We start from the raw sequence: 24,709 nt of genomic DNA, 5'->3' as shown, positions 1-24,709 counted from the left end.
CCTCCCCGCATACGAGACGCGCACCATCGTCTGTCGGCTGCCTTTCGTGAGATTCTAGGCACTCAGCAGACCCGTGACTGGACAATTCGATAAGCGGCTCGTAGCTGCTCAAATCGCCCGTCAGACCGGTCCATGATTGAACCATCACTTAATAACTCATAGGGTGCCGGCATGTCTGACGGCGCGATGGCGCGGGCGTTGGTCTTGGAGGCGCCGCGCCAGCTGGTCATCCGGGAGTTCCCGCTACCCGCGGTCGGCGACGACGACGGGTTGGTGCGCGTCGCTGCCTGTGGTTTGTGCGGGACCGACCACGAGCAGTACACCGGCCAGCTCTCCGGTGGGTTTGCGTTTGTTCCCGGTCATGAGACGGTCGGCACCATCGAGGCGATCGGGCCGCAGGCGGCGCAGCGGTGGGGGGTGACACAAGGCGACCGGGTGGCCGTCGAGGTGTTCCAGTCGTGTCGTCGCTGTCCGAACTGCCTCGCCGGCGACTACCGGCGCTGCGAAAATCACGGCCTGGCCGACATGTACGGCTTCATTCCCGTCGACCGCACGCCCGGACTTTGGGGCGGCTACGCCGAATACCAGTACCTGGCGCCCGACTCGATGCTGTTGCCGCTGCCCGACGACCTCGATCCCGCGGTAGCCACTCTGTTCAACCCACTCGGGGCTGGAATACGTTGGGGTGTAACGGTTCCCGGCACCGGCCCGGGGGATGTGGTCGCTGTCTTGGGTCCCGGGATCCGCGGCCTGTCCGCCGCCGCGGCGGCAAAGGAGGCCGGGGCCGCGTTCGTGATGGTGACCGGGTTGGGCCCGCGCGACGCAGACCGGCTGGCGCTGGCGCCGCGATTCGGAGCCGATCTGGTCGTCGATGTGGCCGTCGACGACCCGGTGGCCGCCCTGACGACGCGGACCGGCGGGCTGGCAGATGTGGTGATCGACGTGACAGCCAACGCGCCGGCGGCGTTCGGGCAGGCGATCGCGCTGGCCCGGCCCGCCGGAACCGTCGTTGTCGCCGGCACCCGGGGTTTCCACAGCGGCGCGCCGGGGTTTACCCCCGACCTCGTCGTGATGAAGGAGCTGCGGGTGATCGGCGCCCTCGGCGTGGACGTCGCCGCTTACCGCGCTGCGCTGGACTTGCTCGGGTCGGGTCGTTACCCGTTCGCCAGCCTGCCGCGCCGCTGCGTGGGACTCGAAGAGGCCGAGGAGTTGCTGGCTACCATGGCCGGTGAACGCGACGCCGTCCCGCCTGTACACGGAGTGCTCACGCCTTGACGCCACCGATGAAACCAGCCCGCGTGCCCCTATTGCCGCTCGCAGAGGCCAAGGCCGCCGCCGACGAGGCCGGCGTGCCCGACTATATGGCCGAACTCAGCATCTTTCAGGTGCTGCTGAACCACCCCAAACTGGCGCGGACTTTCAACGACATGCTCGCGACCATGCTGTGGCATGGTGCGCTCGACCCGCGGCTGCGGGAGTTGGTGATCATGCGAATCGGCTGGCTCACCGGATGCGACTATGAGTGGACCCAGCATTGGCGGGTCGCATCGGGCCTCGGCGTGTCGCCCGAGGATCTGCTCGGTGTCCGGGATTGGCAGGGCTACAACGGGTTTGGTGCCGCCGAGCGGGCCGTGCTGGCGGCCACCGACGATGTCGTGCGCGACGGCGTGGTGAGTGCCGAGAGCTGGGCCGCCTGCGAACGCGAATTGCAGGGCGACACAACGGTTCTCATTGAGCTCGTCACCGCGATCGGTGCTTGGCGGATGGTCGCCTCGATGTTGCGCAGCCTCGAGGTCCCGTTGGAGGAGGGCGTGTCCAGCTGGCCACCCGACGGAAAATCGCCCTGACTGTATGTGAACTGAGGGATTTCGGTGTGAGCACGGGGTTTTCGGTGTGAACTGAGGGATTTCGGTGTGAAAGCGGGGTGGGAATCAGCGCGATTTCCCGCCCAGGATGCACTCGCGAAGCCCAGGATTCACGCCCAAAGCCCAGGATTCACACCCAAAGCCGAGACCGCACGGCGTGATACAACGGCACACTCGCCCTGACCTACGGCAATCACACAATCCGGTAGGTCTGCACCGCGTGGGCCACGACATTGCCGTCGGGGTCGGAAGCGGTGATCTCGGTGAAGGTCAGTTCCTTGCGTCGGCGCGCCGTTCGGGCCTGACAGATGAGATCGCAGCGCTTGGCCGCCCCGGTGTACTGGATGCTCATTGCCACGGTCGACGCTCGCATGCCCTTCTCGAAGTCGTGGTTCGACCACGCGGCCGCGGCGCCGGCGGTGTCCATCACCGACGCGATCACCCCGCCGTGGAAGTACACGCCGTCGTTGGTCAGGTCATTGCGGAACGGGAGCCGGATCACGACGTCGTCGGGCTCGTAGCGTTCGAAGACGATGCCCAACCCGCCGATGAACGGGGTGGTTGTCATCAGGTCGCGCACCGCCTGCCGGCGCTGATGTTGCTGCTCGGCGGTCAACGGTTCGGCCATGGCTCGCAGCGTACTTTCGATTGACATATCAATCAATAACTCTTAGCGTCGGGCAATGCGGACCCGAGTCGCCGAGATGCTCGGCGTTGAATTCCCTATCTGTGCCTTCAGCCACTGCCGTGACGTCGTGGCCGCCGTGTCCAATGCCGGCGGCTTCGGGATTCTCGGCGCGGTGGCGCACAGCCCGGATCGGCTGGACAACGAGCTGACCTGGATCGAGGAACAGACCGCCGGCAAGCCCTATGGGGTGGACTTGCTGTTGCCACCCAAATACGTCGGCGCCGAGCAGGGTGGGATCGACGCCGACCAGGTACGGGACTTGCTACCCGAGGAGCATCGCGCGTTTCTCGACGACCTGCTGGCGCGCTACGGCATTGCAGCCGCAGGCCAACCCCGTGAACCGTCCGGGCGCGGGCTCAACATCTCGCCAAAGGGATACCAGCCACTGCTCGACGTGGCCTTCGCTCACGACATCCGGCTGATCGCCAGCGCACTGGGGCCGCCGCCACCCGACTTAGTTCAGCGCGCCCACGACCAGAATGTGCTGGTCGCCGCCCTGGCCGGCACCACGCAGCACGCGCGACGGCATGCGGCGGCGGGCGTCGACTTGATCGTCGCGCAAGGCACCGAGGCAGGCGGACACACCGGCGAGGTGGCGACCATGGTCTTGGTGCCCGAGATTGTCGATGCTGTCGCGCCGACCCCCGTGCTGGCCGCGGGCGGGATCGCCCGCGGCCGTCAGATCGCCGCGGCGCTGGCCCTGGGCGCCGAGGGGGTGTGGTGCGGGTCGGTGTGGCTGACCACCGAGGAAGCCGAAACACCTCCGGTGGTCAAGGACAAGTTCCTGGCCGCCAGTTCGTCGGACACCGTGCGGTCCCGGTCGATGACGGGCAAGCCGGCCCGGATGCTGCGCACGGCCTGGACCGACGAGTGGGACCGGCCGGATACCCCCGACCCGCTGGGCATGCCGCTGCAGACCGCGCTGGTCGGTGAGCCGCAGCTGCGCATCAATCAAGCCGCCGGCCATCCCGGCGCCAAGGCACGCGAGCTGGCGACCTACTTCGTCGGGCAGGTGGTCGGATCGTTGGATCGGGTCCGGCCCACCCGCGCGGTGGTGCTCGACATGGTCGAGGAGTTCATCGACACCATCGGACGCCTCGAGGGCCTAGTAGACAGGTGAGCGCCACCACGCGCCGGCGTCGGGCGGTCAGTGCCGAGGACAAGTCGCAGCGCCGCGACCAGATCATGGCGGCCGCCAAAGAAGTGTTCGCCCGCAAGGGTTTTCACGCCACGACCATCGCCGACATCGCCAAGCAGGCCGGCTTGGCCTACGGGTCGATCTATTGGTACTTCGACTCCAAGGAAGACCTGTTCCACGCGCTGATGGCGGTTCAGGAGGTTGCCTTGCGCGCGCGCGTCGCGACGACGCTGAGCGAGCTGAATGGGTCACCGCACAGCAGAGAGGCGTCGTTACGCGCCTTGCTGAAAGCATCCGTGCAGGCGACATTCGAGTTCTTCGAAGCCGACAAAGCCACGGTCAAACTGCTCTTTCGCGACGCCTACGCGCTGGGCGACCGGTTCGAGAAGCACCTGGCCGGTATCTACGAACGGTTCATCGACGACATCGAGACGGTCATCGTCGCCGCTCAACAGCGCGGTGAGATGGTGTCCGCCCCGCCCCGGATGGTGGCGTACACACTGGCGGCGCTGGTCGGCCAGTTGGCGCACCGGCGCCTGCGCACCGACGACGACGTCACCGCGGCCGAGGTTGCCGACTTCGTGGTTTCGCTGGTGCTCGACGGCCTGCGCCCCAGGGTGCAGGTGAACAGATCCGGGCCAGACTGAAGAAACGGTAAATATTCGACAACGCACCCCGAACGGGTTTGACCCAGCACGGCGGGTCATGCATCATCGGTCGGGTAAGCACCTCGTTAGGTGAGGCGGCTACACGAACACAGGCCACTGACCCCGAACGTCGAAAGACGCCCCGGGTCAGGACAGCTCCTCCCGGATTAAGGGTTGAGCCCAGGTGGCTTCCGGCTGGGATTGTTTCCCAGGCCAGGACACGTCGTGTGGTGCCAAAACTCTGACGAGAGGGGTGCCGGCTTCCGACAGTCGTCGGATCTCCGTACTCCTTTTGTGCACGCCTAGATCGTGCGGGTGACCGCGCGTCGTGACCGCGAAGGAGGTGAGGGACGCATGAGTTCCAGTGGTAGTCCGGGTCGATATCCGGACTGTGTTTCGTCCCGATCCGGTCTGCGGCGCGACATCCTCTTCAGCTGAGCCGAAAGCCAGGTCCGCCTGAGATCGGAACCACGCCGGGACGAACGACGTCAGTTCAAGTCAGTCCCCTAGTGCTCGTTCGATCTTTCAGGAGGCGATCATGACCGTTGCTCTCTACGACGAAGTAGCCGTGACCGCCGCGCCCAAGCTGCATGTGGTGCGCGACGGCGAGGCGATCCAGCCGGCCGCGCCGAAGAAGGTGGCGCGCCGTATCGAGAACCGGCCGTACGGCGACCCGCTGGTCGACGGGGCTGCCCAGTTGCTCACCGTTCCAGTGCGTCACGTGTATGCGGCGCTGCTGCGCATCGGTGTGCTCCAAGTCCAGGCCTAGCGCATGGACGGCGAGCAGACACAAAATCCCTGATTTTCGCGCGAGAATCAGGGATTTTGCGTCTGCTCGGCACAGGACACCTGCCGCTGATTTGCGGCGCTCAGTAGAATCTGTGCATCGGCACCGATCCGGCCATCACCGGGGAGCCTTCGGAAGAACAGCTTCAAAGCCCAGTAGAACCGAACGGGCAGGCCCGTCACAGCCTTGAACGAGTGGCCGCGCGGCTGCGCGGCAAGCGGGGTGGTACCGCGGCGCTCGCGCGTAGCGCGTCGTCGTCCCCGTGCCTGCACCGATGGCACAGGAGACGGATGAGCGACACCGCCTACCCACGCACCAACCTGGGCGCCGACCAGCACGGCGGCTCCCCGGACTTCCCCGCGCTGGAAGCCCAGGTCCTGGACTACTGGTTTCACGACGACACCTTCCGGGCGAGCATCGCCCGCCGCGATGGGGCTCCGGCCTACGTGTTCTACGACGGCCCGCCGTTCGCCAACGGTCTGCCGCATTTCGGTCACCTGCTGACCGGCTACGTCAAGGACATCGTGCCGCGGTACCGGACCATGCGCGGCTACAAGGTGGACCGCCGCTTCGGCTGGGACACCCACGGGCTGCCCGCCGAGCTCGAGGTCGAACGCCAGCTGGGTATCACCGACAAATCCCAGATCGACGACATGGGGATTGCCGCGTTCAACGACGCCTGCCGGGCATCGGTGCTGCGCTACACCGACGAATGGCAGACCTATGTGACCCGTCAGGCCCGCTGGGTCGACTTCGACAACGACTACAAGACCCTCGACCCCACCTACATGGAGTCGGTGATCTGGGCCTTCAAGCAGTTGTGGGACAAGGGGCTGGCCTACGAGGGTTACCGCGTGCTGCCGTACTGCTGGCGTGACGAAACCCCGCTGTCCAACCACGAACTGCGGATGGACGACGACGTCTACCAAAGCCGCCAAGACCCTGCTCTCACAGTCGGATTCAAGATCGCCGGTGGGCAATTGGACGGCGCCTATCTGCTGGTGTGGACGACTACTCCGTGGACCCTGCCGTCGAACCTCGCGGTCGCCGTTCATCCGGAGGTGACCTACGTGCAGGTGGCCGCCGCCGATCGCCGTCTGGTGCTGGCCGAGGCGCGGCTGGCGGCGTATGCCCGTGAGCTGGGTGAAGAGCCCGAGGTGCTGGGGACATACCGCGGCGCCGATCTGCTGGGCCTGCGCTACCTGCCGCCGTTCCCGTACTTCATGGACTCGCCCAACGCATTTCGCGTGCTGCCGGGGGACTTTGTGACCACCGAGGACGGCACCGGCATCGTGCATATGGCGCCGGCCTACGGCGAAGACGACATGACCACCGCCGAGCAGGCCGGCATCGCGCCGGTCACTCCCGTCGACGCCAAGGGCCGCTTCGACGCCACCGTCCCGGATTACCAGGGCCAGCACGTTTTCGACGCCAACCCGCAGATCATCCGCGACCTGAAAAGCCAAAGCGGCCCGGCCGCGGTGAACGCGCCCGTGCTGATCCGCCACGAGACCTACGAGCACCCCTACCCGCACTGCTGGCGCTGCCGCAATCCGCTGATCTACCGGGCGGTTTCGTCGTGGTTCGTCAAGGTCACCGAGTTCCGCGAGCGCATGGTGGAACTGAACCAGCAGATCACCTGGTATCCCGAACACGTCAGGGACGGTCAGTTCGGCAAGTGGCTGGGGGGGGCACGGGATTGGTCGATCTCGCGAAACCGCTACTGGGGCACGCCGATTCCGGTGTGGAAGTCCGACGATCCCGGCTATCCCCGTATCGACGTCTACGGCAGCCTCGATGAGCTGGAGCGCGACTTCGGCGTGCGCCCGGATAACCTGCACCGGCCCTACATCGACGAACTCACCCGGCCCAACCCTGACGACCCGACCGGCCGCAGCACCATGCGCCGCATTCCCGACGTGCTTGACGTGTGGTTCGACTCGGGCTCCATGCCGTATGCGCAGGTGCACTATCCGTTCGAGAACCAGGATTGGTTCGAGGCGCATTACCCGAGCGACTTCATCGTCGAGTACATCGGGCAGACCCGCGGCTGGTTCTACACGCTGCATGTGCTGGCCACCGCCATTTTCGACCGTCCGGCGTTCAAAACCTGTGCGGCGCATGGGATTGTGTTGGGCTCCGACGGGCAGAAGGCAAGCAAGTCGCTGCGCAACTACCCGGACGTCTACGAGGTGTTCGACCGGGACGGCTCCGATGCGACCCGGTGGTTCCTGATGGCCTCGCCGGTGCTGCGCGGCGGCAACCTGATCGTCACCGAACAGGGCATCCGCGAAGGCGCGCGCCAGGTGCTGCTGCCGCTGTGGAACGCCTACACGATCCTGCGCCTGTATGCGCCGAAAGTCGGTGTGTGGCGCACAGATTCGAAGCACGTGCTGGACCGCTACATCCTGGCCAAGCTCGCGATACTGCGCGACGGGTTGACCGAGTCGATGGACGTCTGCGACATTCCCGGCGCCTGTGAGCAGCTGCGCCAGTTCACCGAGGCACTGACGAATTGGTATGTGCGGCGTTCCCGTCCGCGATTCTGGGAAGAGGACACCGAGGCCATCGACACCCTGCACACCGTGCTGGAGGTGACGGCGCGGCTGGCCGCGCCACTGCTTCCGCTGGCGACCGAGGTGATCTGGCGCGGTCTTACCGGCGAACGGTCGGTGCACCTGACCGATTGGCCCGAGGCCGACGTGCTGCCCGCCGACCCCGACCTGGTGGCGGCGATGGATCAGGTCCGCGATGTCTGTTCGGCCGCGTCGTCGCTGCGTAAGGCGAAGAAGCTCCGGGTCCGGCTGCCGTTGCCGAAATTGACTGTGGCAGTGGATGAGCCGTCGAAGTTGGAGCCCTTCGCCGACCTGATCGGTGACGAGCTCAACGTCAAGCAGGTTGAGTTGACCGACGCGATCGACACCTACGGCCGGTTCGAGCTCACCGTCAACGCCCGGGTTGCCGGGCCGCGGCTGGGCAAGGACGTGCAGGCCGCGATCAAGGCGGTCAAAGCCGGCGAAGGTGTGGTGAATCCCGACGGCACCCTGACTGCGGGTCCTGCGGTGCTGCAGCCCGACGAGTACACCTCGCGGCTGGTGGCGGCCGACCCCGAGTTCACCGCGGCGCTGCCCGATGGGACCGGGCTGGTGGTGTTGGACGGCACGGTGACGCCCGAGCTGGAGGCCGAGGGCTGGGCCAAGGACCGGATCCGGGAACTGCAGGAGCTGCGCAAGTCGACCGGGCTGGATGTCTCCGACCGGATCCGGGTGCTGATGTCGGTGCCTGCCGAGCGCGCGGACTGGGCGCGCACCCACCGCGACCTGATCGCCGGCGAGGTGCTGGCCACCAGCTTCGAGTTCGGCGAGCCAGGCGATGCGGTGGAGATCGGCGACGGCGTGCGGGTGAGTATCGCCAAGGCCTGAGCCGCCACCCCCGCGAAACTGTATTCCACTACGCATTTCCCGAGAAGCGCTGTCGGTAGTTGCAGTCTCGCGGCGTGTCAGTGGGCCGTGCCACCCTGCTGTCGTGAGTGCAGAGCCATTTGTCGGTACGGAAGCCGTCCGCGCGGGAGCGTGGACGGAACGCGAGCTGCGACGATCCTGCACGAGGATCTACCGCAACGTGTACCAACGGCGCGGAAGCGAGTTGACTGCCCGCGATCGCGCGATCGCCGCGTGGCTGTGGTCTGGGAAGGAAGCTGTCGTGGCGGGTAATTCCGCGGCGGCGCTTCTCGGTGCAGAGTGGATCGATGCCCACGCGCCCGCCGAATTGGTGTGCGATCGCACCCGCCCGCCGCCGCTGATCGTCACTCGCAACGAGACACTGTGGGCCGGTGAGACCACGGTTGTCGACGGCGTGCCGGTGACTTCGCCGGCCCGCACCGCGTTCGACCTTGGACGGCGACCGGGTTTGGTCAATGCCGTGGTCGCCATTGATTCCTTGGCAAGGGCCACCGGACTGAAGACCGAAAATGTTGTCCCCCTGATGAAGACCCACCGCGGCGCTCGTGGGATGAAGCAGCTGCGACGGGTGCTGCCGCTAGTCGACGCCGGCGCGGAATCGCCGCAGGAGACCAGGACCAGATTGGTGCTCATCGCCGGTGGTTTACCCCGTCCTCAGACTCAGATCTTGGTGCGCAACGAGTGGAACTGGGTAGTGAGACGCGTCGATATGGGTTGGCATGAGTGGCTGGTCGGCGTTGAATACGACGGCCCACAGCATTGGACCAATCCTCGGATCCGCGCCGACGACATCGAACGCACCGCGGAGCTGGAGCGCCGGGGCTGGCGCCTCGTGCGGGTGGGGGCCGACCTGCTGCGCAACCGGCCGGACGTCGTCGTGGACCGGGCCCGCCGTGCGCTATCGGATGCGGGCTACCCGCTGGCCCAGCTCCGCGAAAATGCAACTGCCGACGCATTTCCCGAGAGCGCCCGTCGGCAGTTGCACTTTCGCGGCTAAGGCTTCACTGCGCGCCAGCGTTGCCTGCCGGCGCCGACATTGACGACGATGTCCTGAAAGCCCGCCGCGCGCAACCGATCCGGCAGCGTCTTGGGCGGAATCGGGTTGTAGGTGTCGCGAAAGTGCAGGATCCGTAGGCGCAGCGACGGTACCCCGTCGCTGCCGGCGAATACCCCTTTGGGGCGAAGCACCCGGAAGGCTTCGGCGAACAACCGGTCTTGGAGTTCGGCGGTCGGTACATGATGCAGCATCGTGAACGACAACACCGAACTGAACTCGTTGGCCGGCAACCCGGTATCGGTGCCGTCGCCGCGGATAATCCTCGCCCGGTCGCCATACAGTTCCTGGAGCCGCTGAGCCATCGGCGCGTCGATCTCAACCGCGGTGAGGTCTGGCGTCAGGTCGATCAGTACCCGCAGAAACGCGCCGTATCCGGGTCCGATCTCGAGAGTCTTGTCGCCCAATTCCACGTCGGCAAGCACAGTGGGCAACAGGTGGTGTTCAACCTCCCTCGCCCAGCGGTCCGAGCCGCAGCACAGCCGGTGACAGAGGTTCATTGCCATGCTGAAAAACCGTAGCCCAATAGCATTACTCGCCGTGGGATCCCGTTGGGTGCTGCACTTGGACATGGACGCTTTCTTCGCCTCCGTCGAACAACTCACCCGGCCCACCTTGCGGGGCCGGCCAGTGCTGGTCGGCGGTTTGGGCGGGCGGGGCGTGGTCGCCGGCGCCAGCTACGAAGCCCGGGTCTTTGGTGCGCGGTCCGCCATGCCGATGCATCAGGCCCGCCGGCGGGTCGGCGTGACCGCGGTGGTGCTGCCGCCGCGCGGTGTGGTCTACGGGGTCGCCAGCCGACGAGTGTTCGACGCGGTACGCACCATGGTGCCCGTCGTCGAGCAGCTGTCCTTCGACGAGGCCTTCGGGGAGCCGCCCCAGCTCGCCGGTGCATCGGCCGAGGATGTCGAAGAATTCTGCGAAGACTTGCGGCGGCGGGTGCGCGAAGAGACCGGCCTGGTCGCCAGCGTCGGCGCCGGGTCGGGTAAGCAGATCGCGAAAATTGCGTCCGGCCTGGCCAAACCGGACGGCATCCGGGTGGTCCGCCGCGCCGATGAACAGCCGCTGCTCAGGGAATTGCCGGTACGCCGGTTGTGGGGAATCGGGCCGGTCGCCGAGGAGAAGCTGCATCGGCTGGGCATCGAGACCATCGGGCAGTTGGCGGCCCTGACCGACTCCGAAGCCGCCAACATCCTGGGTGCCACCGTCGGACCCGCCCTGCATCGATTGGCGCGCGGCATCGACGACCGAGCGGTCGCCGAGCGTGCCGAGGCCAAGCAGATCAGCGCCGAGTCCACCTTTGCCGTCGATCTGACCACGCTGGACCAGTTGCGCGAAGCCATCGATCCCATCGCCGAGCATGCACATCAACGCTTGCTGCGGGACGGTCGCGGTGCGCGCACCGTCACGGTGAAGCTGAAGAAATCCGACATGAGCACCCTGACCCGGTCTGCGACGATGCCTTACCCGACGACCGAGTTGGGCACCCTGGTGGCGCTAGCCCGACGGCTGCTGCTCGACCCGGTGGAGATCGGCCCCATTCGCCTTCTCGGGGTTGGGTTTTCGGGTCTGAGCGACGTGCACCAGGAATCACTGTTCCCCGATCTGCAGCTGTCCGAGCCCGATTCGGATTCCCACCTGCCCGTCGAGACCGCAACCGAGGCGATGTTCGCCGCGGATCCGGAGGCATCGCCCTGGCGAGTCGGCGACGACGTCACGCACCCCACGTTCGGCCACGGCTGGGTGCAGGGTGCCGGGCACGGTGTGGTGACCGTGCGGTTCGAGACCCGCGGTTCGGGACCCGGACAGGCTCGGACGTTCCCCGCTGATACCGGCGATCTCGCCCGCGCCAACCCGATCGACTCCCTGGACTGGCCGGACTATGTCGACGCTATGCGGGCCGAGGGGCCGGCCGAGAGCTCAACTTCGGCGGCCGAGGACGTCGGCGACGGGTAGCCCGGCTCCGCTGCGCTCTCGACGGTCAGCTGCGCTTCGGCGCCTGCGGCCTGGATGTAGGCCAGGGAGCGTAGACAGCAGTAGGTCGTTTGCCGTTCCAACCAGATCCTCATGGACCTGGACACAAGCCAGATAGACAACACCGCCACACATGCGGTAAGACGTACCATCGAGGCCCGCCACCTGGGGAATTCCATGACGACAGCCCCCTGGAGAATTACGTGACGGTCGACAGGAAGGGCAATTCGATGAAATTGCAATGGATGGCTGTTGTTCCGGCTCTGATGGGCTCGGCCATCGCGCTGGCTCCGGTGGCATCTGCCGAACCCAACCCCGGCGATCGGTGCGCCAATGGCCAGGGCGGTCAGACAATCGGGAACCTGATGTGTTCCCCTCACTCCCTGACCTGGATCAACACCGATGTGCCACACTCTGTGCGGCTTGGTGACTCGTGCGACAAGCCCGGCGCGGTGACCTATGGGCACGGCGAAAATCTCGCCACCTGCCGAGGGGGTACCTGGCAACCCTTTGGGGACCAGTACGAACCCAGCCGATGAAACGCGCACTCATCCCTGCCCTTCTGACGGTGCGGCGGATGAGCCACGTCACCGCGCGCCAAGCGGCCAAGCTCCGGGCCGATCGCCACGGTGTCTGATGGTGGCGACCCGCCTCGCGCGGCTGCGCCGCGCTCGCGATCGCCACGGTGTCTGATGGTGGCGACCCGCCTCGCGCGGCTGCGCCGCGCTCGCGATCGCCACGGTGTCTGATGGTGGCGACCCGCCTCGCGCGGCTGCGCCGCGCTCGCGATCGCCACTGGGGGATGATGGGGGAGTGCCTGACGAACCAACGGGATCGGCTGAGCCGGCCACGGGAACTGAGACCGCCGGGGAAGTTCCGACGTCGCAGAGTCCGCCGCGGCGGCTGCGCCTGCTGCTGACGGTCGCGGCGGTCGTGCTGACACTGGACATCGTCACCAAGGTGCTCGCCGTGCGACTGCTTCCTCCCGGCCAGCCGGTGTCGATCATCGGCGACACGGTGACCTGGACTTTGGTGCGCAATTCGGGGGCCGCGTTCTCGATGGCGACGGGATATACCTGGGTGCTGACCTTGATCGCGACCGGTGTGGTGGTCGGCATCTTCTGGATGGGCCGACGGCTGGTGTCGCCCTGGTGGGCCATCGGCCTGGGCATGATCCTCGGCGGCGCGATGGGCAACCTGGTGGACCGATTCTTCCGCTCGCCCGGGCCGCTGCGCGGACACGTGGTCGACTTCTTGTCGGTCGGCTGGTGGCCGGTGTTCAACGTCGCCGACCCGTCGGTGGTCGGCGGAGCCATCCTGCTGGTGATCCTGTCCGTTTGTGGCTTCGATTTCGATTCGGTCAGCCGCCGGAAGGCCGACCAACCCAAATGACGGACCGCTCGATGCTCGTCCCGGACGGCTTGGCGGGCATGCGCGTCGACGCTGGGCTCGCGCGGCTGCTCGGCTTGTCGCGCAGCGCCGCGGCGGCCATCGCCGAGGACGGTGGCGTGGAACTCGACGGCGTGCAGGCCGGGAAATCCGACCGGCTCACGTCGGGCGCCTTACTGCAGGTGCGGCTGCCAGAGCCCGCGGCACCACCGCAAAACACGCCCGTCGCCATCGAGGGCATGACGATTCTGTACTCCGACGACGACATCGTCGCCGTCGACAAACCGGCCGCGGTGGCCGCGCATGCGTCGGTCGGCTGGACCGGTCCAACGGTCCTCGGCGGCCTGGCGGCCGCCGGTTACCGCATCACCACGTCGGGTGTGCACGAGCGGCAGGGGATCGTCCATCGCCTCGACGTCGGCACTTCGGGGGTGATGGTGGTGGCCCTCTCCGAGCGCGCATACACCGTGCTCAAGCGAGCGTTCAAACAACGGACCGTGGACAAGCGCTATCACGCGCTGGTCCAGGGACATCCCGATCCGTCCAGCGGGACCATCGACGCGCCCATCGGTCGGCACCGCGGCCCGGAATGGAAGTTCGCGGTCACCAAGCACGGCCGGCACAGCATCACCCACTACGACACCCTGGAAGCCTTCGTCGCCGCCAGCCTGCTCGACGTGCATCTGGAAACCGGTCGCACGCACCAGATTCGGGTGCATTTCGCGGCACTGCATCACCCGTGCTGTGGCGACCTCGTCTACGGAGCCGACCCTAAGCTAGCGAAAAAGCTTGGGCTGCAACGGCAATGGCTGCACGCGAGGTCACTGGCATTCGCTCATCCGGCCGATGGCCGGCGAATTGAGATAGTGAGTCCCTACCCCCCGGACCTGCAGCACGCACTAGACGTCCTGCGCGCTGAAGGCTGACTATGCGTCACTGAGGCTTTCGGGCATCCACGAGCACCCGCGTGGCATGGGTGACGAAGGGCCCCTCGTCCTCGATTCGGTCGTGCAGTTCGCGCAGCCGGGTGCGGTAGCGCGGCACGGTGAAGTCCGGCACCGCCCAAATGACCTTGCGCAAGAAGTAGATAACGGCGCCGATATCGAAGAACTCGGCGCGCAGCCGCTCCATGCGCACGTCCACGATTTGCAGGCCTGCGGCTTGGGCTTGGGCGCGCACGACGTCTGGGTGATGCTCGGCCCACTTCTGTGGCTGCGGCCCGACGAAGTACTCAACCAGCTCGGACGTCGTGGCGGGTCCGATGTGCTGCGCGAAGTAGGTGCCGCCCGGTCGCAGCACCCGGGCGATCTCGGACCACCACACCGCAGTGGGGTGACGGCTGGTCACTAGGTCGAATGCCGCGTCGGCGAACGGCAACGGCGGCTCATTGGGAGTCGCGACGACCACCACGCCCAACGGGTGCAAGCGTCGGGTGGCGATCGCCGCGTTCGGCGGCCAGGTTTCGACGGCCGCCATGGTGGGTGGGAAGGGTCCTGCGCCGGCCAGCACCTCGCCGCCGCCGGTGTGAATGTCCAGCGCCGCCGACACCGTCGCCAACCGCTGTCGCAAAGTTCGTTGGTAGCCCCAGGAGGGTCGCTGTTCGGTGGCACGGCCGTCGAGCCAGGAGAAATCCCAGCCGTCCACGGATACCGCGTCGGCTTCTGCAACCAGGTCCTCGAAGGTGCGTGCCATACCGGCATTGTGACGGGCCGAGGCGGCGCCGAATCGGTTATGCCGCGAACACGGACCGGGGACCGGCGACTCCCAGGTATTCGGCGAGCGGGGCCAGCACCTCGGCGGTGCGCGCGTCCAGCGGGATGGTCTGCGGAAGGTGGGCGCGCTGCGGGTCGCCGGGGGCGTCGGCGCGAAACTCGCCGATCAGGTCGGCCAGGCCGGCGCCGACGTCGGCGTACCCACCGAAGGCGGCGGGATCGAGTGCGATGAGCAGGTGCCCGACGCGGTTCTGCCCGGACGAGTGCCCGTCCAGCGACGCCCCGGTCAGGACACTGCCGAGCAGCGCTCCGGCCGCGGCCAGGGCTCGGTGGGCGTCGGCCGCGTCCAGGGCGAACTCGGCGTCCTGGGCCAGGCTTCCGAACAGCGGTTGGACGTCTTCCACGCCGCCGTGACCGCACCCGGCTGACGTGACCGCGATGCCGGCCAGTCCGTCCCGGGCGAGTTGGCGGGTATAGACCGAAGCGGCACCGAAGTGGTCGCAGTTACGAACGCCGACGGCGGCCACCCCGAATTTTGCGGCGCGCCTGGCGGCCAACCGCGCGGCAGCCATCCCGGCGACAATCCCGAGCGCGCCGTCGGCGTCGATGAGCAGGCCGGCGCCGCGGTCGGAAACCACTCTTATCGTGGCCGTCGCATCGGCGACGCCGGCGGCGAGCTCGTCAAGATAGTGCGGCAGCAGCCGCAACCCGTGCACCTCGATGCCACGCAGCGAAGTGTCCACCAGCGCGTCGGCTACCTGTTCGGCATCGGCCGCGCACAATCCGGCGTCGGCGAGAGCGGCCCGCGTCAGCAGGCGAGCCTCATCTGCACCGATGACCAGGGCTGCGGCGCGAGACGCCTCGACGTGCAGGGAAGATCCGAAAAAGAGGTGGTCATTGGAGCAGTACGGGCGTGGTTGCGGACGGTTCAAAACCTCGCGCTGCACTGCCGTCACCTTCCTCACCTCAGCCTTCCGCGTTCGAGAAGCCCAGGCTGCCACCACCTCCTTGGCGGATTCTTAGCGGATTCTTGACGGATTCTTGGAAGGCCGGCCCGCTCAGGCCGCACTCGACTCAAACACGAGCGGTGGTCGTCTCACCCGAAGCGATGTCGGCGGCCAGTGGCGCGATGGCATCCAGGATCTCGGTGACCGTCTCGGCGGGCACCCCGGCCGCGGACAGCGCGTCGCTCAGATGCCCGGCCACCAGCGTGAAGTGGTGCATGGTGATTCCCCGGCCCTGATGCACTTGTTTCATCGGTGCGCCGGTGTACGGCTCGGGCCCGCCGAGCGCGGCGGCAAAGAACTCCGCCTGCTTGCCCTTGAGACGACTCATGTTGGTTCCGCTGAAGAACCCGGACAACTGCTCATCGCCCAGCACCCGGGCGTAGAAGTCCTCGACGACGGCTTCGATCGCCTCGTGTCCGCCGACCCTGTCGTAGATGCTGGGCGGCTTGCGAAAGCGCGACAGTATTTTCATTGCGCCAGTGCAACATTGCGACGTTGCGCATCGGTTAGTGCCCCGTCACACCCGGATTATTCGGCGTAACAAGCGGATTGCGCGCACGTTCAACAGACCCGCCCGCGACGACACGGGTGCCGGACGGTAATGGCAATGAGTACCGATTAGCCGATCGATGCCATAGGTTGGCAGTATGACCTGTGTCACACCATCTAGAGCTGCCCCGCAAAGCAATGTCGTCAGGAGCCACAACCGATGAATCTCGGTGATCTAGCCAACCTCGTCGAGAAGCCGATCGCGACGATGTCCAACATCGTCAACACCCCGAACTCGGCCGGGCGGTATCGCCCCTTCTATCTGAGGAATTTGCTCGACGCGGTGCAGGGCCGCAAACTCAGCGACGCGGTCGAAGGCAAGACCATATTGATCACGGGCGGGTCGTCGGGCATCGGTGAGGCCGCCGCGAAGAAGATCGCGGAAGCCGGCGGCACGGTGGTGCTGGTTGCACGCACGCTGGAGAACCTGGAGAAGGTCGCCGACGACATCCGCGACGACGGCGGGACCGCCCATTTCTACTCGTGCGACCTGACCGACATGGACGCGATCGCGGACATGGCCGACAAGGTGCTCGCCGACCTGGGCGGCGTCGACATCCTGATCAACAACGCGGGACGGTCGATCCGGCGCTCATTGGAGTTGTCCTACGACCGAATTCACGACTACCAGAGGACAATTCAGCTCAACTACCTGGGCGCGGTCCAACTCATCCTGAAGTTCATTCCGGGCATGCGGGAACGCGGCTTCGGCCAGATCATCAACATTTCGTCGGCCGGCGTGCAGACCCGCGCGCCGCGCTTCGGCGCCTATATCGCCAGCAAGGCGGCGCTCGACACGCTATGCGACGCGCTGCAGGCCGAGACGGTCAACGAGAACGTCCGATTCACCACGGTGCACATGGCGCTGGTGCGCACGCCGATGATCAGCCCCACCACGATGTACGACCGTTTCCCGACGTTGACCCCGGAACAGGCGGCCGGGGTGATTGCCGACGCGATCGTGCATCGCCCGCGCCGGGTCAGCCCGCCGTTCGGACAGTTCGCGGCGGTGGTCGACGCGGTCAACCCGGCCGTGATGGACCGGGTACGCAATCGCGCGTTCAGCCTCTTCCAGGACTCCGCCGCCGCCAAAGGTGCTGAATCCGCAACCGACACATCCGATTTCGACAAACGCAGTCAAACATTCGTGCAAGCGACCCGAGGGATACATTGGTGACGTCATGAGCCTTCCGAAACCGAACAGCCACACCACCGTCGTCATCACCGGTGCCTCCTCGGGTATCGGTTCCGAACTGGCTCGCGGCCTTGGCCGCCGCGGCTTTCCGCTACTGCTGGTAGCGCGCCGCCGTGAGCGTCTCGACGAACTCGCCAACGAAGTCGGCAAGAAGTACTCGGTCGGTGTCGAGGTTATGCCGCTCGACCTCGGCGACCCGCAAGGCCGCGGGAAGTTGGCCGACCGGCTGCGTAGCGAGCCCATCGCCGGCCTGTGCAACAGTGCGGGTTTCGGCACCAGCGGGGTCTTCTACGAGTTGCCGGTCGAGCGCGAGAGCGAGGAAGTGACGCTCAACGCGCTGGTGTTGATGGAGCTGACCCATGCTGCCCTGGGCGGCATGGTCGCCCGCGGGAGCGGTGCGGTGCTGAACATCGCGTCGATCGCCGGATTCCAGCCGATGCCCTACATGGCGGTGTATTCGGCCACCAAGGCATTCGTGCAGACGTTCTCGGAAGCCATTCATGAGGAGCTGCACGGCACCGGTGTGTCGGTCACGTCGCTGTGTCCCGGCCCGGTGCCGACGGAATGGGCCGAGATCGCCAACGCGGAGCGGTTCAGCATTCCGCTTGCCCAGGTGTCGCCGCACGACGTGGCCGAGGCTGCCATCAACGGCATGGTCAGCGGTCGGCGCAGCGTGGTGCCGGGCGTGGTGCCCAAGGTCGTTAGCAGCGGCGGCAGGTATGTGCCACGCACTCTGCTGCTGCCGGCGATCCGGATCGGCAACCGACTGCGTGGGGGCCAGGGCCGCTAAACGTCGCCGCGACGCGAGCGCGCCCAAATCGGTTGCGCCGCTGACACATTAAGGAGCGCGCCAGGTGCTGCGCGGAGTTGCCCGACTAGCCATTGCCGGGCCACGCCGGATTATCGCCGCAGCTCTGCTCATCATGGTCGGCGCCGGAGTATTCGGGTTCTCTGCCATCGACGTCTTGTCGGCGGGCGGCTACAAGGATCCGGCGTCGCAGTCGTCGCGAGCGCAGAGCGTGCTCGCGGACAAATTCAATTACGGAGACCAAGAACTCATCGTCGCGCTGACCTCACCGGTCGGAGTGCAAAGCCCGAACGTCCGGACCGTGGCCAGCGATCTCGTCGCGCAGCTCAAAGCGTCGCCGGACGTTGCCCGCGTGAGCTCGGCCTGGACCCTTCCGCCGGCCGCGGCGGCCGGCTTGACCAGCAAGGACGGCAAGACCGGGTTGATCATCGCCGGCATTCGCGGCGGAGAGACCGGCGCGCAGAAGAACGCCTCGGCCCTGGCGAAGAAGGTCGTGCACGATCGCGACGGCGTTACCGTCAAAGCCGGCGGCGAGGCGCTGACGTACGCGCAGATCAACAAGCAAAGCGAGAACGATCTGCTGGTGATGGAGTCCATCGCGTTTCCGTTGAGCTTCGTCGTGCTGGTGTGGGTGTTCGGCGGCATCCTCGCCGCGGCGATACCGATGGCAGTCGGCGGCTTTGCGATCGTTTGCACGTTGGCGATGTTGCGTGCGATCGCCCTGGTGACCGACGTCTCGATCTTCGCGCTCAACCTCACCGTGGCCATGGGGTTGGCACTGGCCATCGACTACACCCTGTTGATCATCAGCCGATACCGGGACGAGCTCGCCGACGGCCGGGACCGCGACGAAGCGCTGATTCGCACCATGCGCACGGCCGGTCGAACCGTGCTGTTCTCCGCGACGACGGTGGCACTGTCGATGGCCACCATGGTGTTGTTCCCGATGTACTTCCTGAAATCGTTCGCCTACGCGGGTATCGCGGTGGTCGCGTTGGCGGCGGTCGCCGCGGTGGTGATCACTCCTGCCGTGATCGTGCTGCTCGGCGACCGGCTGGACGCGCTGAATGTGCGGCGGCTGATTCGTCGGGTGCTCGGACGCCCCGAGCCGGCGCCCCGCCCGATCGAAGAGACCTTCCTGTACCGCTCGACGAAAGCCGTGATGCGACAACCGATTCCGATCGGCACCGCGGTGATCGCGTTGCTGCTGGTACTTGGGGCGCCTTTCCTCGGGGCGAATTGGGGCTTCTCCGACGAGCGAGTGTTGCCGGCGTCGGCGTCGGCGCGGCAAGTGGGCGACGCGTTGCGCTCCGACTTCGCGACCGACATGGAGACGAACGTGAGCATCGTGATCCCCGACGCCAACGGGTTGGCGCCCGGGCAGATCGACCGCTACGCCGTCCAGCTCTCGCAGGTACCCGACGTGGTGTCGGTGTCGACTCCCGGCGGGACCTTCAAGGGCGGGTCGCCGGCCGGGCCACCGTCGGCGCCCACCGACGTCAAGGACGGCTATGTGTACCTGACCGTGGTCAGCGCGGCTCCGCTGTTCTCCACCGCGTCGGAAAGGCAGCTTGATCGACTGCAGGCCGTCGCCGGTCCCGGCGGCGGCGATGTGCTATTCACCGGCAGGGCGCAGATCAACCGCGACAGCGCTCAGGCGGTGACGACGCGGGTGCCCGTTGTGCTGTCAATCATCGCGGTCATCACGTTCGCGCTGCTGTTCTTGTTGACCGGCAGCGTGGTGCTGCCGCTGAAAGCGTTGGTGCTCAACGTCTTGTCGCTGACGGCCGCGTTCGGTGCGCTGGTGTGGATCTTCCAGGATGGCCACCTCGGCGCGCTGGGCACCACGGCCAACGGCACCCTGATGATCCACATGCCGGTGCTGTTGTTCTGCATCGCGTTCGGGCTGTCCATGGATTACGAGGTATTCCTGGTGTCCCGGATCCGCGAGCACTGGCTGGTCTCCGACCGGACCCCGGCGGCCAACGACGAGGCCGTCGCGCTGGGGCTGGCCCGCTCCGGCCGGGTGGTGACCGCCGCGGCGCTGCTGATGGCGATCTCGTTTGCGGCGCTGATCGCCGCGCGGGTGTCCTTCATGAGGATGTTCGGTCTCGGCCTCACCCTGGCCGTGGTGGTGGACGCCACGCTGGTGCGGATGCTGCTGCTCCCGGCGTTCATGCGGTTGATGGGCCGGGCGAATTGGTGGGCCCCCAAGGCGGTGGCCCGGCTGCATGAGCGCATCGGCATCGACGAGGGTGAGGCAGTTGTGCCGAGCAGACGCAAAATCCCCTAAAAACACGGCGTGTCAGGGGATTTTGCGTCTGCTCGCCGTACCGGGCCGCGTTAGGCTCGGCCGATGGCTTCCGTTGAGTTGACCGCCGACATGCCGATGAGCCCGCAGCAGATGTGGGACCACGTCTCCGACCTGTCCGACCTGGGCGACTGGCTCGTGCTGCACGAGGGTTGGCGCAGCGAACTGCCCGACGAGATCAGCGAAGGCACCCAGATCGTCGGGGTGGCGCGTTCCAAAGGCTTGCGTAACCGGGTGACGTGGACGGTGACCAAGTGGGATCCCCCGCATGAGGTGGCCATGTCGGGAGAAGGCAAAGGCGGAACGAAGTACGGCGTCAGGCTCACCGTGCAGCCCACCGACCAGGGATCCAGTCTCGGGTTGCGCCTCGAGCTGGGCGGCCGGCCGTTGTTCGGCCCGGTCGGTTCGGCGGCCGCCCGGGCGGCCAAAGGGGACGTGCAGAAGTCGTTGAAGAACTTCGTCGAGCTCTACGGATGACGTGCCCAGCGGGTCACCACCATTACTTAAGACACACTCCGCGACACGCCGGGAAGGTGTCGGTGCGCGGTCATAGACTGGCCTCTCTATGAACCAGTCGAGCTTCGTGCATCTGCACAACCACACCGAGTACTCGATGCTGGACGGTGCGGCGAAGATCACCCCGATGCTTGCCGAGGTGGAGCGGCTGGGGATGCCCGCGGTCGGCATGACCGATCACGGAAACATGTTCGGCGCCAGCGAGTTTTACAACGCGGCCACCAAAGTCGGCATCAAACCGATCATCGGCGTGGAGGCGTATATCGCGCCCGGCTCGCGCTTCGACACCCGCCGGGTCTCGTGGGGCGATCCCAGCCAGAAGGCCGACGACGTCTCGGGCAGCGGCGCCTACACGCATCTGACGATGATCGCCGAGAACGCGACCGGCCTGCGCAACCTCTTCAAGCTCTCCTCGCTGGCCTCCTTCGAGGGTCAGCTGAGCAAGTGGTCGCGGATGGATGCCGAGCTGATCGCCGAGCACGCCGACGGCATCATCATCACCACCGGCTGCCCATCCGGGGAGGTGCAGACCCGACTGCGGCTCGGACAGCGCCGCGAGGCGCTGGAGGCCGCTGCCAGGTGGCGGGAGATCGTCGGTCCGGAAAATTACTTCCTCGAGTTGATGGATCATGGCTTGTCCATCGAACAGCGCGTCCGCGACGGGTTGCTCGAAATCGGCCGCACGCTCAACATTCCGCCGCTGGCCACCAACGACTGCCACTACGTCACTCGCGATGCGGCACACAACCACGAGGCGCTGCTGTGCGTGCAGACCGGCAAGACACTGTCCGACCCCAACCGGTTCAAGTTCGACGGCGACGGCTACTACCTCAAATCGGCCGACGAAATGCGCCGGATCTGGGACGACCAGGTGCCCGGCGCCTGCGACTCCACTCTGCTGATCGCCGAGCGGGTGCAGTCCTATGCCGACGTGTGGGCACCGCGCGACCGGATGCCGGTCTTTCCCGTGCCCGACGGCCACGACCAGGCGTCCTGGCTGCGTCATGAGGTCGAGGCGGGGCTGCGCCGGCGGTTTCCCGACGGCGCGCCGGACGGTTACCAACAGCGCGCGGCCTACGAGATCGACGTCATCTGCGCCAAGGGCTTTCCGTCGTACTTCCTGATCGTCGCCGACCTGATCAACTACGCCCGCTCGGTCGGCATCCGCGTTGGCCCCGGCCGCGGTTCGGCCGCCGGCTCACTGGTCGCCTATGCCCTCGGCATCACCGACATCGACCCGATACCGCACGGGCTGCTGTTCGAGCGGTTCCTCAACCCCGAACGCACGTCGATGCCCGACATCGACATCGACTTCGACGACCGTCGCCGCGGCGAGATGGTGCGCTACGCGGCCGACAAGTGGGGCCATGACCGGGTCGCGCAGGTCATCACCTTCGGCACCATCAAAACCAAAGCGGCCCTGAAGGATTCGGCGCGGATCCACTACGGGCAGCCAGGCTTCGCCATCGCCGACCGGATCACCAAGGCGCTGCCGCCGCCGATCATGGCCAAAGACATTCCGCTGGCCGGTATCACCGATCCGGCCCATGAGCGGTACAAGGAAGCCGCCGAGGTCCGCAGCCTCATCGAGAGCGACCCGGACGTGCGCACCATCTACCAGACGGCGCGTGGCCTGGAGGGTCTGATCCGAAACGCCGGCGTGCATGCCTGCGCGGTGATCATGAGCAGCGAGCCGCTGACCGAGGCCATCCCGCTGTGGAAGCGCCCGCAGGACGGCGCCATCATCACCGGCTGGGACTACCCGTCGTGCGAGGCCATCGGCCTGTTGAAGATGGACTTCCTGGGCCTGCGGAACCTGACGATCATCGGTGACGCGATCGAAAACATCAAGGCCAACAGGGGAATTGAGCTTGACCTGGAATCGGTGCCGCTGGACGACAGGGCCACCTACGAGCTGCTGGGCCGCGGCGACACCCTGGGCGTGTTCCAGCTCGACGGCGGGCCGATGCGCGACCTGCTGCGCCGCATGCAACCGACCGGCTTCGAGGACATCGTCGCCGTGCTCGCGCTGTACCGGCCCGGCCCGATGGGCATGAACGCCCACAACGACTACGCCGACCGCAAGAACAACCGCCAGCCCATCAAACCCATCCACCCCGAGCTCGCCGAACCGCTGCGCGAGATCCTCGCCGAGACCTACGGCCTCATCGTCTACCAAGAGCAGATCATGCGGATCGCGCAGAAGGTGGCCGGCTACTCGCTGGCCCGAGCCGACATTCTGCGCAAGGCCATGGGCAAGAAGAAGCGCGAGGTGCTGGAAAAGGAGTTCGAGGGTTTCTCGGACGGCATGAAGGCCAACGGATTCTCCGCGGGCGCCATCAAGGCGTTGTGGGACACCATCCTGCCGTTCGCCGACTACGCCTTCAACAAGTCGCATGCCGCCGGCTACGGACTGGTGTCCTACTGGACGGCCTACCTCAAGGCCAACTATGCCGCCGAGTACATGGCCGGTCTGCTGACCTCGGTCGGCGACGACAAGGACAAGGCCGCCGTCTACCTGGCCGACTGCCGCAAGCTCGGCATCACGGTGTTGCCGCCGGACGTCAACGAGTCCGGCCTGAACTTCGCTTCGGTGGGCCAAGACATCCGCTACGGGCTGGGCGCGGTGCGCAACGTCGGTGCCAATGTGGTGGGCTCGTTGCTCAAAACCCGCAGTGACAAGGGCAAGTTCACCGACTTCTCGGACTACCTCAACAAGATCGACATCGCGGCGTGCAACAAGAAAGTCACCGAATCGCTGATCAAGGCAGGCGCTTTCGATTCACTCGGACATCCGCGCAAAGGTCTTTTCCTGGTACACACCGATGCGGTGGACTCGGTGCTGGGCACCAAAAAGGCCGAAGCGATGGGACAATTCGACCTGTTCGGCGGCTGGGACGAGGAGGGGAAAGGCGCCGGCGACACTGGAGATTCCGTGTTCACCATCAAGGTGCCCGAGGATGAGTGGGAGGACAAACACAAGCTGGCCCTGGAGCGAGAGATGTTGGGGCTGTATGTATCCGGCCACCCGCTCAACAATGTGGCCCACCTGCTGGCCGCGCAGGTCGACACCGCCATTCCGGCGATCCTCGACGGCGATGTGCCCAACGACACCCAGGTCCGAGTGGGCGGCATTCTGGCGTCGGTCAATCGCCGGGTCAACAAAAACGGCATGCCTTGGGCGTCAGCGCAATTGGAAGATCTGACCGGCGGCATCGAGGTGATGTTCTTTCCGCACACCTACTCCAGCTACGGCGCGGAGATCGCTGACGACGCGGTGGTGCTCATCAACGCCAAGGTGGCAGTCCGCGACGACCGCATCAGCTTGATCGCCAACGAGCTGGTGGTGCCGGACTTTTCCAGCGCACAACCGGATCGCCCGCTGGCGGTGAGTCTGCCGACGCGGCAGTGCACCTTCGACAAGGTCAGCGCCCTCAAGCAGGTGCTGGCCCGCCATCCTGGCACGTCGCAGGTGCATCTGCGGCTGGTCAGCGGTGACCGCATCACCACGCTGGAGCTCGACCAGTCGCTGAGGGTGACCCCGTCGCCGGCGCTGATGGGCGACCTCAAGGAGCTGCTGGGCCCGGGCTGCCTGGGCGGGTAGAGCGCTT

At 66.4% G+C, this 24,709-nt stretch carries 21 protein-coding genes and 1 riboswitch; of the genes, 16 read left to right on the top strand and 5 right to left on the bottom strand.

The window, feature by feature from the left end; genetic code table 11:
• The first annotated feature begins 171 nt into the window (after positions 1-171).
• Together AC5Y2L_RS11535 and AC5Y2L_RS11530 are read left to right on the top strand one after the other, a co-directional pair.
• Positions 172-1,275: a zinc-dependent alcohol dehydrogenase gene (locus AC5Y2L_RS11535; RefSeq protein ID WP_499938647.1), complete on the top strand. Its 1,104-nt coding sequence runs from the start codon at positions 172-174 to the stop codon at positions 1,273-1,275.
• Between the two features lie 8 nt (positions 1,276-1,283).
• Positions 1,284-1,847 (top strand): carboxymuconolactone decarboxylase family protein, encoded by a 564-nt coding sequence (locus AC5Y2L_RS11530; protein WP_499938648.1) that lies wholly within the window; start codon positions 1,284-1,286, stop codon positions 1,845-1,847.
• Positions 1,848-2,058: 211 nt separating this feature from the next.
• On the opposite strand, the gene AC5Y2L_RS11525 is transcribed toward AC5Y2L_RS11530, so the two are convergent.
• Positions 2,059-2,493, bottom strand: coding sequence for a PaaI family thioesterase (locus AC5Y2L_RS11525; protein ID WP_499938650.1), 435 nt, complete (start codon positions 2,491-2,493; stop codon positions 2,059-2,061).
• Positions 2,494-2,548: 55 nt separating this feature from the next.
• On the opposite strand from AC5Y2L_RS11525, the gene AC5Y2L_RS11520 reads away from it, so the two are divergent.
• From AC5Y2L_RS11520 to AC5Y2L_RS11500, 5 genes are all read left to right on the top strand, one after another.
• On the top strand, positions 2,549-3,673 hold the full coding sequence (locus AC5Y2L_RS11520; protein WP_499938652.1) for an NAD(P)H-dependent flavin oxidoreductase: 1,125 nt from the start codon (positions 2,549-2,551) through the stop codon (positions 3,671-3,673).
• On the top strand, positions 3,670-4,338 hold the full coding sequence (locus tag AC5Y2L_RS11515; RefSeq protein WP_499938654.1) for a TetR/AcrR family transcriptional regulator: 669 nt from the start codon (positions 3,670-3,672) through the stop codon (positions 4,336-4,338). Before AC5Y2L_RS11520 ends, AC5Y2L_RS11515 begins: the two co-directional genes overlap by 4 nt.
• Before the next feature lie 75 nt (positions 4,339-4,413).
• A riboswitch (M-box (ykoK) riboswitch) is annotated at positions 4,414-4,598 on the top strand.
• A 278-nt stretch (positions 4,599-4,876) separates the two neighbouring features.
• Positions 4,877-5,107 (top strand): Rv1535 family protein, encoded by a 231-nt coding sequence (locus tag AC5Y2L_RS11510; RefSeq protein WP_499938656.1) that lies wholly within the window; start codon positions 4,877-4,879, stop codon positions 5,105-5,107.
• 308 nt (positions 5,108-5,415) lie between these two features.
• Entirely contained in the window at positions 5,416-8,547 is a 3,132-nt protein-coding gene (ileS, locus tag AC5Y2L_RS11505) for an isoleucine--tRNA ligase (protein ID WP_499938658.1), read from the top strand.
• 103 nt (positions 8,548-8,650) lie between these two features.
• Positions 8,651-9,583 carry a type IV toxin-antitoxin system AbiEi family antitoxin gene (locus tag AC5Y2L_RS11500; RefSeq protein WP_499938659.1) on the top strand — a complete coding sequence of 311 codons (933 nt, stop codon included), beginning with the start codon at positions 8,651-8,653 and terminating at the stop codon, positions 9,581-9,583.
• On the opposite strand, the gene AC5Y2L_RS11495 is transcribed toward AC5Y2L_RS11500, so the two are convergent.
• Entirely contained in the window at positions 9,580-10,146 is a 567-nt protein-coding gene (locus AC5Y2L_RS11495; protein WP_499938660.1) for a class I SAM-dependent methyltransferase, read from the bottom strand. The two genes, AC5Y2L_RS11500 and AC5Y2L_RS11495, sit on opposite strands and share 4 nt — an antisense overlap.
• Before the next feature lie 34 nt (positions 10,147-10,180).
• On the opposite strand from AC5Y2L_RS11495, the gene AC5Y2L_RS11490 reads away from it, so the two are divergent.
• The 4 genes from AC5Y2L_RS11490 to AC5Y2L_RS11475 all read left to right on the top strand — a co-directional run bounded on the left by AC5Y2L_RS11490 (position 10,181) and on the right by AC5Y2L_RS11475 (position 13,926).
• On the top strand, positions 10,181-11,593 hold the full coding sequence (locus tag AC5Y2L_RS11490; RefSeq protein WP_499938662.1) for a DNA polymerase IV: 1,413 nt from the start codon (positions 10,181-10,183) through the stop codon (positions 11,591-11,593).
• Between the two features lie 221 nt (positions 11,594-11,814).
• Positions 11,815-12,150 carry a hypothetical protein gene (locus AC5Y2L_RS11485; protein WP_499938663.1) on the top strand — a complete coding sequence of 112 codons (336 nt, stop codon included), beginning with the start codon at positions 11,815-11,817 and terminating at the stop codon, positions 12,148-12,150.
• Between the two features lie 274 nt (positions 12,151-12,424).
• Positions 12,425-13,003 (top strand): signal peptidase II, encoded by a 579-nt coding sequence (lspA, locus tag AC5Y2L_RS11480; RefSeq protein WP_499938665.1) that lies wholly within the window; start codon positions 12,425-12,427, stop codon positions 13,001-13,003.
• The gene (locus AC5Y2L_RS11475; protein ID WP_499938666.1) at positions 13,000-13,926 is read left to right on the top strand and encodes an RluA family pseudouridine synthase; all 927 of its coding nucleotides are present in this window, start codon (positions 13,000-13,002) and stop codon (positions 13,924-13,926) included. Before lspA ends, AC5Y2L_RS11475 begins: the two co-directional genes overlap by 4 nt.
• 7 nt (positions 13,927-13,933) lie before the next feature.
• On the opposite strand, the gene AC5Y2L_RS11470 is transcribed toward AC5Y2L_RS11475, so the two are convergent.
• From AC5Y2L_RS11470 to AC5Y2L_RS11460, 3 genes are all read right to left on the bottom strand, one after another.
• Positions 13,934-14,692, bottom strand: coding sequence for a class I SAM-dependent methyltransferase (locus AC5Y2L_RS11470; protein WP_499938667.1), 759 nt, complete (start codon positions 14,690-14,692; stop codon positions 13,934-13,936).
• A 37-nt stretch (positions 14,693-14,729) separates the two neighbouring features.
• Complete coding sequence (locus AC5Y2L_RS11465; RefSeq protein WP_499938669.1) at positions 14,730-15,668, bottom strand: Ldh family oxidoreductase; 939 nt, start codon at positions 15,666-15,668, stop codon at positions 14,730-14,732.
• A 118-nt stretch (positions 15,669-15,786) separates the two neighbouring features.
• Entirely contained in the window at positions 15,787-16,191 is a 405-nt protein-coding gene (locus AC5Y2L_RS11460) for a group I truncated hemoglobin (protein ID WP_499938670.1), read from the bottom strand.
• Between the two features lie 237 nt (positions 16,192-16,428).
• Here AC5Y2L_RS11460 and AC5Y2L_RS11455 point away from each other — a divergent pair, with 237 nt between their 5' ends.
• From AC5Y2L_RS11455 to dnaE, 5 genes are all read left to right on the top strand, one after another.
• Positions 16,429-17,445 (top strand): SDR family NAD(P)-dependent oxidoreductase, encoded by a 1,017-nt coding sequence (locus AC5Y2L_RS11455; RefSeq protein WP_499938672.1) that lies wholly within the window; start codon positions 16,429-16,431, stop codon positions 17,443-17,445.
• Between the two features lie 4 nt (positions 17,446-17,449).
• A complete protein-coding gene (locus AC5Y2L_RS11450) occupies positions 17,450-18,253 on the top strand; it encodes an SDR family NAD(P)-dependent oxidoreductase (protein WP_499938673.1) in 804 nt (267 codons plus the stop codon).
• Between the two features lie 64 nt (positions 18,254-18,317).
• The gene (locus AC5Y2L_RS11445; protein WP_499938675.1) at positions 18,318-20,564 is read left to right on the top strand and encodes an MMPL family transporter; all 2,247 of its coding nucleotides are present in this window, start codon (positions 18,318-18,320) and stop codon (positions 20,562-20,564) included.
• A 63-nt stretch (positions 20,565-20,627) separates the two neighbouring features.
• The gene (locus AC5Y2L_RS11440; protein ID WP_499938677.1) at positions 20,628-21,059 is read left to right on the top strand and encodes a type II toxin-antitoxin system Rv0910 family toxin; all 432 of its coding nucleotides are present in this window, start codon (positions 20,628-20,630) and stop codon (positions 21,057-21,059) included.
• Positions 21,060-21,147: 88 nt separating this feature from the next.
• The gene (gene dnaE / locus AC5Y2L_RS11435) at positions 21,148-24,702 is read left to right on the top strand and encodes a DNA polymerase III subunit alpha (RefSeq protein WP_499938679.1); all 3,555 of its coding nucleotides are present in this window, start codon (positions 21,148-21,150) and stop codon (positions 24,700-24,702) included.
• The last annotated feature ends 7 nt before the right edge of the window (positions 24,703-24,709 follow it).

The organism is Mycobacterium sp. NGS66 (assembly GCF_059812225.1).
Note: the sequence above shows the minus strand (reverse complement) of the source record. Positions and strands in the feature narration are given on the sequence as shown.

Coding starts and splice junctions, on each gene's coding strand:
- AC5Y2L_RS11460 (WP_499938670.1), bottom strand. CDS start 16,191: ATGAAAATACTGTCGCGCTTTCGCAAGCCGCCCAGCATCTACGACAGG.
- AC5Y2L_RS11495 (WP_499938660.1), bottom strand. CDS start 10,146: ATGGCAATGAACCTCTGTCACCGGCTGTGCTGCGGCTCGGACCGCTGG.
- AC5Y2L_RS11475 (WP_499938666.1), top strand. CDS start 13,000: ATGACGGACCGCTCGATGCTCGTCCCGGACGGCTTGGCGGGCATGCGC.
- AC5Y2L_RS11530 (WP_499938648.1), top strand. CDS start 1,284: ATGAAACCAGCCCGCGTGCCCCTATTGCCGCTCGCAGAGGCCAAGGCC.
- AC5Y2L_RS11525 (WP_499938650.1), bottom strand. CDS start 2,493: ATGGCCGAACCGTTGACCGCCGAGCAGCAACATCAGCGCCGGCAGGCG.
- ileS (WP_499938658.1), top strand. CDS start 5,416: ATGAGCGACACCGCCTACCCACGCACCAACCTGGGCGCCGACCAGCAC.
- AC5Y2L_RS11455 (WP_499938672.1), top strand. CDS start 16,429: ATGAATCTCGGTGATCTAGCCAACCTCGTCGAGAAGCCGATCGCGACG.
- AC5Y2L_RS11520 (WP_499938652.1), top strand. CDS start 2,549: ATGCGGACCCGAGTCGCCGAGATGCTCGGCGTTGAATTCCCTATCTGT.
- dnaE (WP_499938679.1), top strand. CDS start 21,148: ATGAACCAGTCGAGCTTCGTGCATCTGCACAACCACACCGAGTACTCG.
- AC5Y2L_RS11510 (WP_499938656.1), top strand. CDS start 4,877: ATGACCGTTGCTCTCTACGACGAAGTAGCCGTGACCGCCGCGCCCAAG.
- AC5Y2L_RS11440 (WP_499938677.1), top strand. CDS start 20,628: ATGGCTTCCGTTGAGTTGACCGCCGACATGCCGATGAGCCCGCAGCAG.
- AC5Y2L_RS11535 (WP_499938647.1), top strand. CDS start 172: ATGTCTGACGGCGCGATGGCGCGGGCGTTGGTCTTGGAGGCGCCGCGC.
- AC5Y2L_RS11470 (WP_499938667.1), bottom strand. CDS start 14,692: ATGGCACGCACCTTCGAGGACCTGGTTGCAGAAGCCGACGCGGTATCC.
- AC5Y2L_RS11450 (WP_499938673.1), top strand. CDS start 17,450: ATGAGCCTTCCGAAACCGAACAGCCACACCACCGTCGTCATCACCGGT.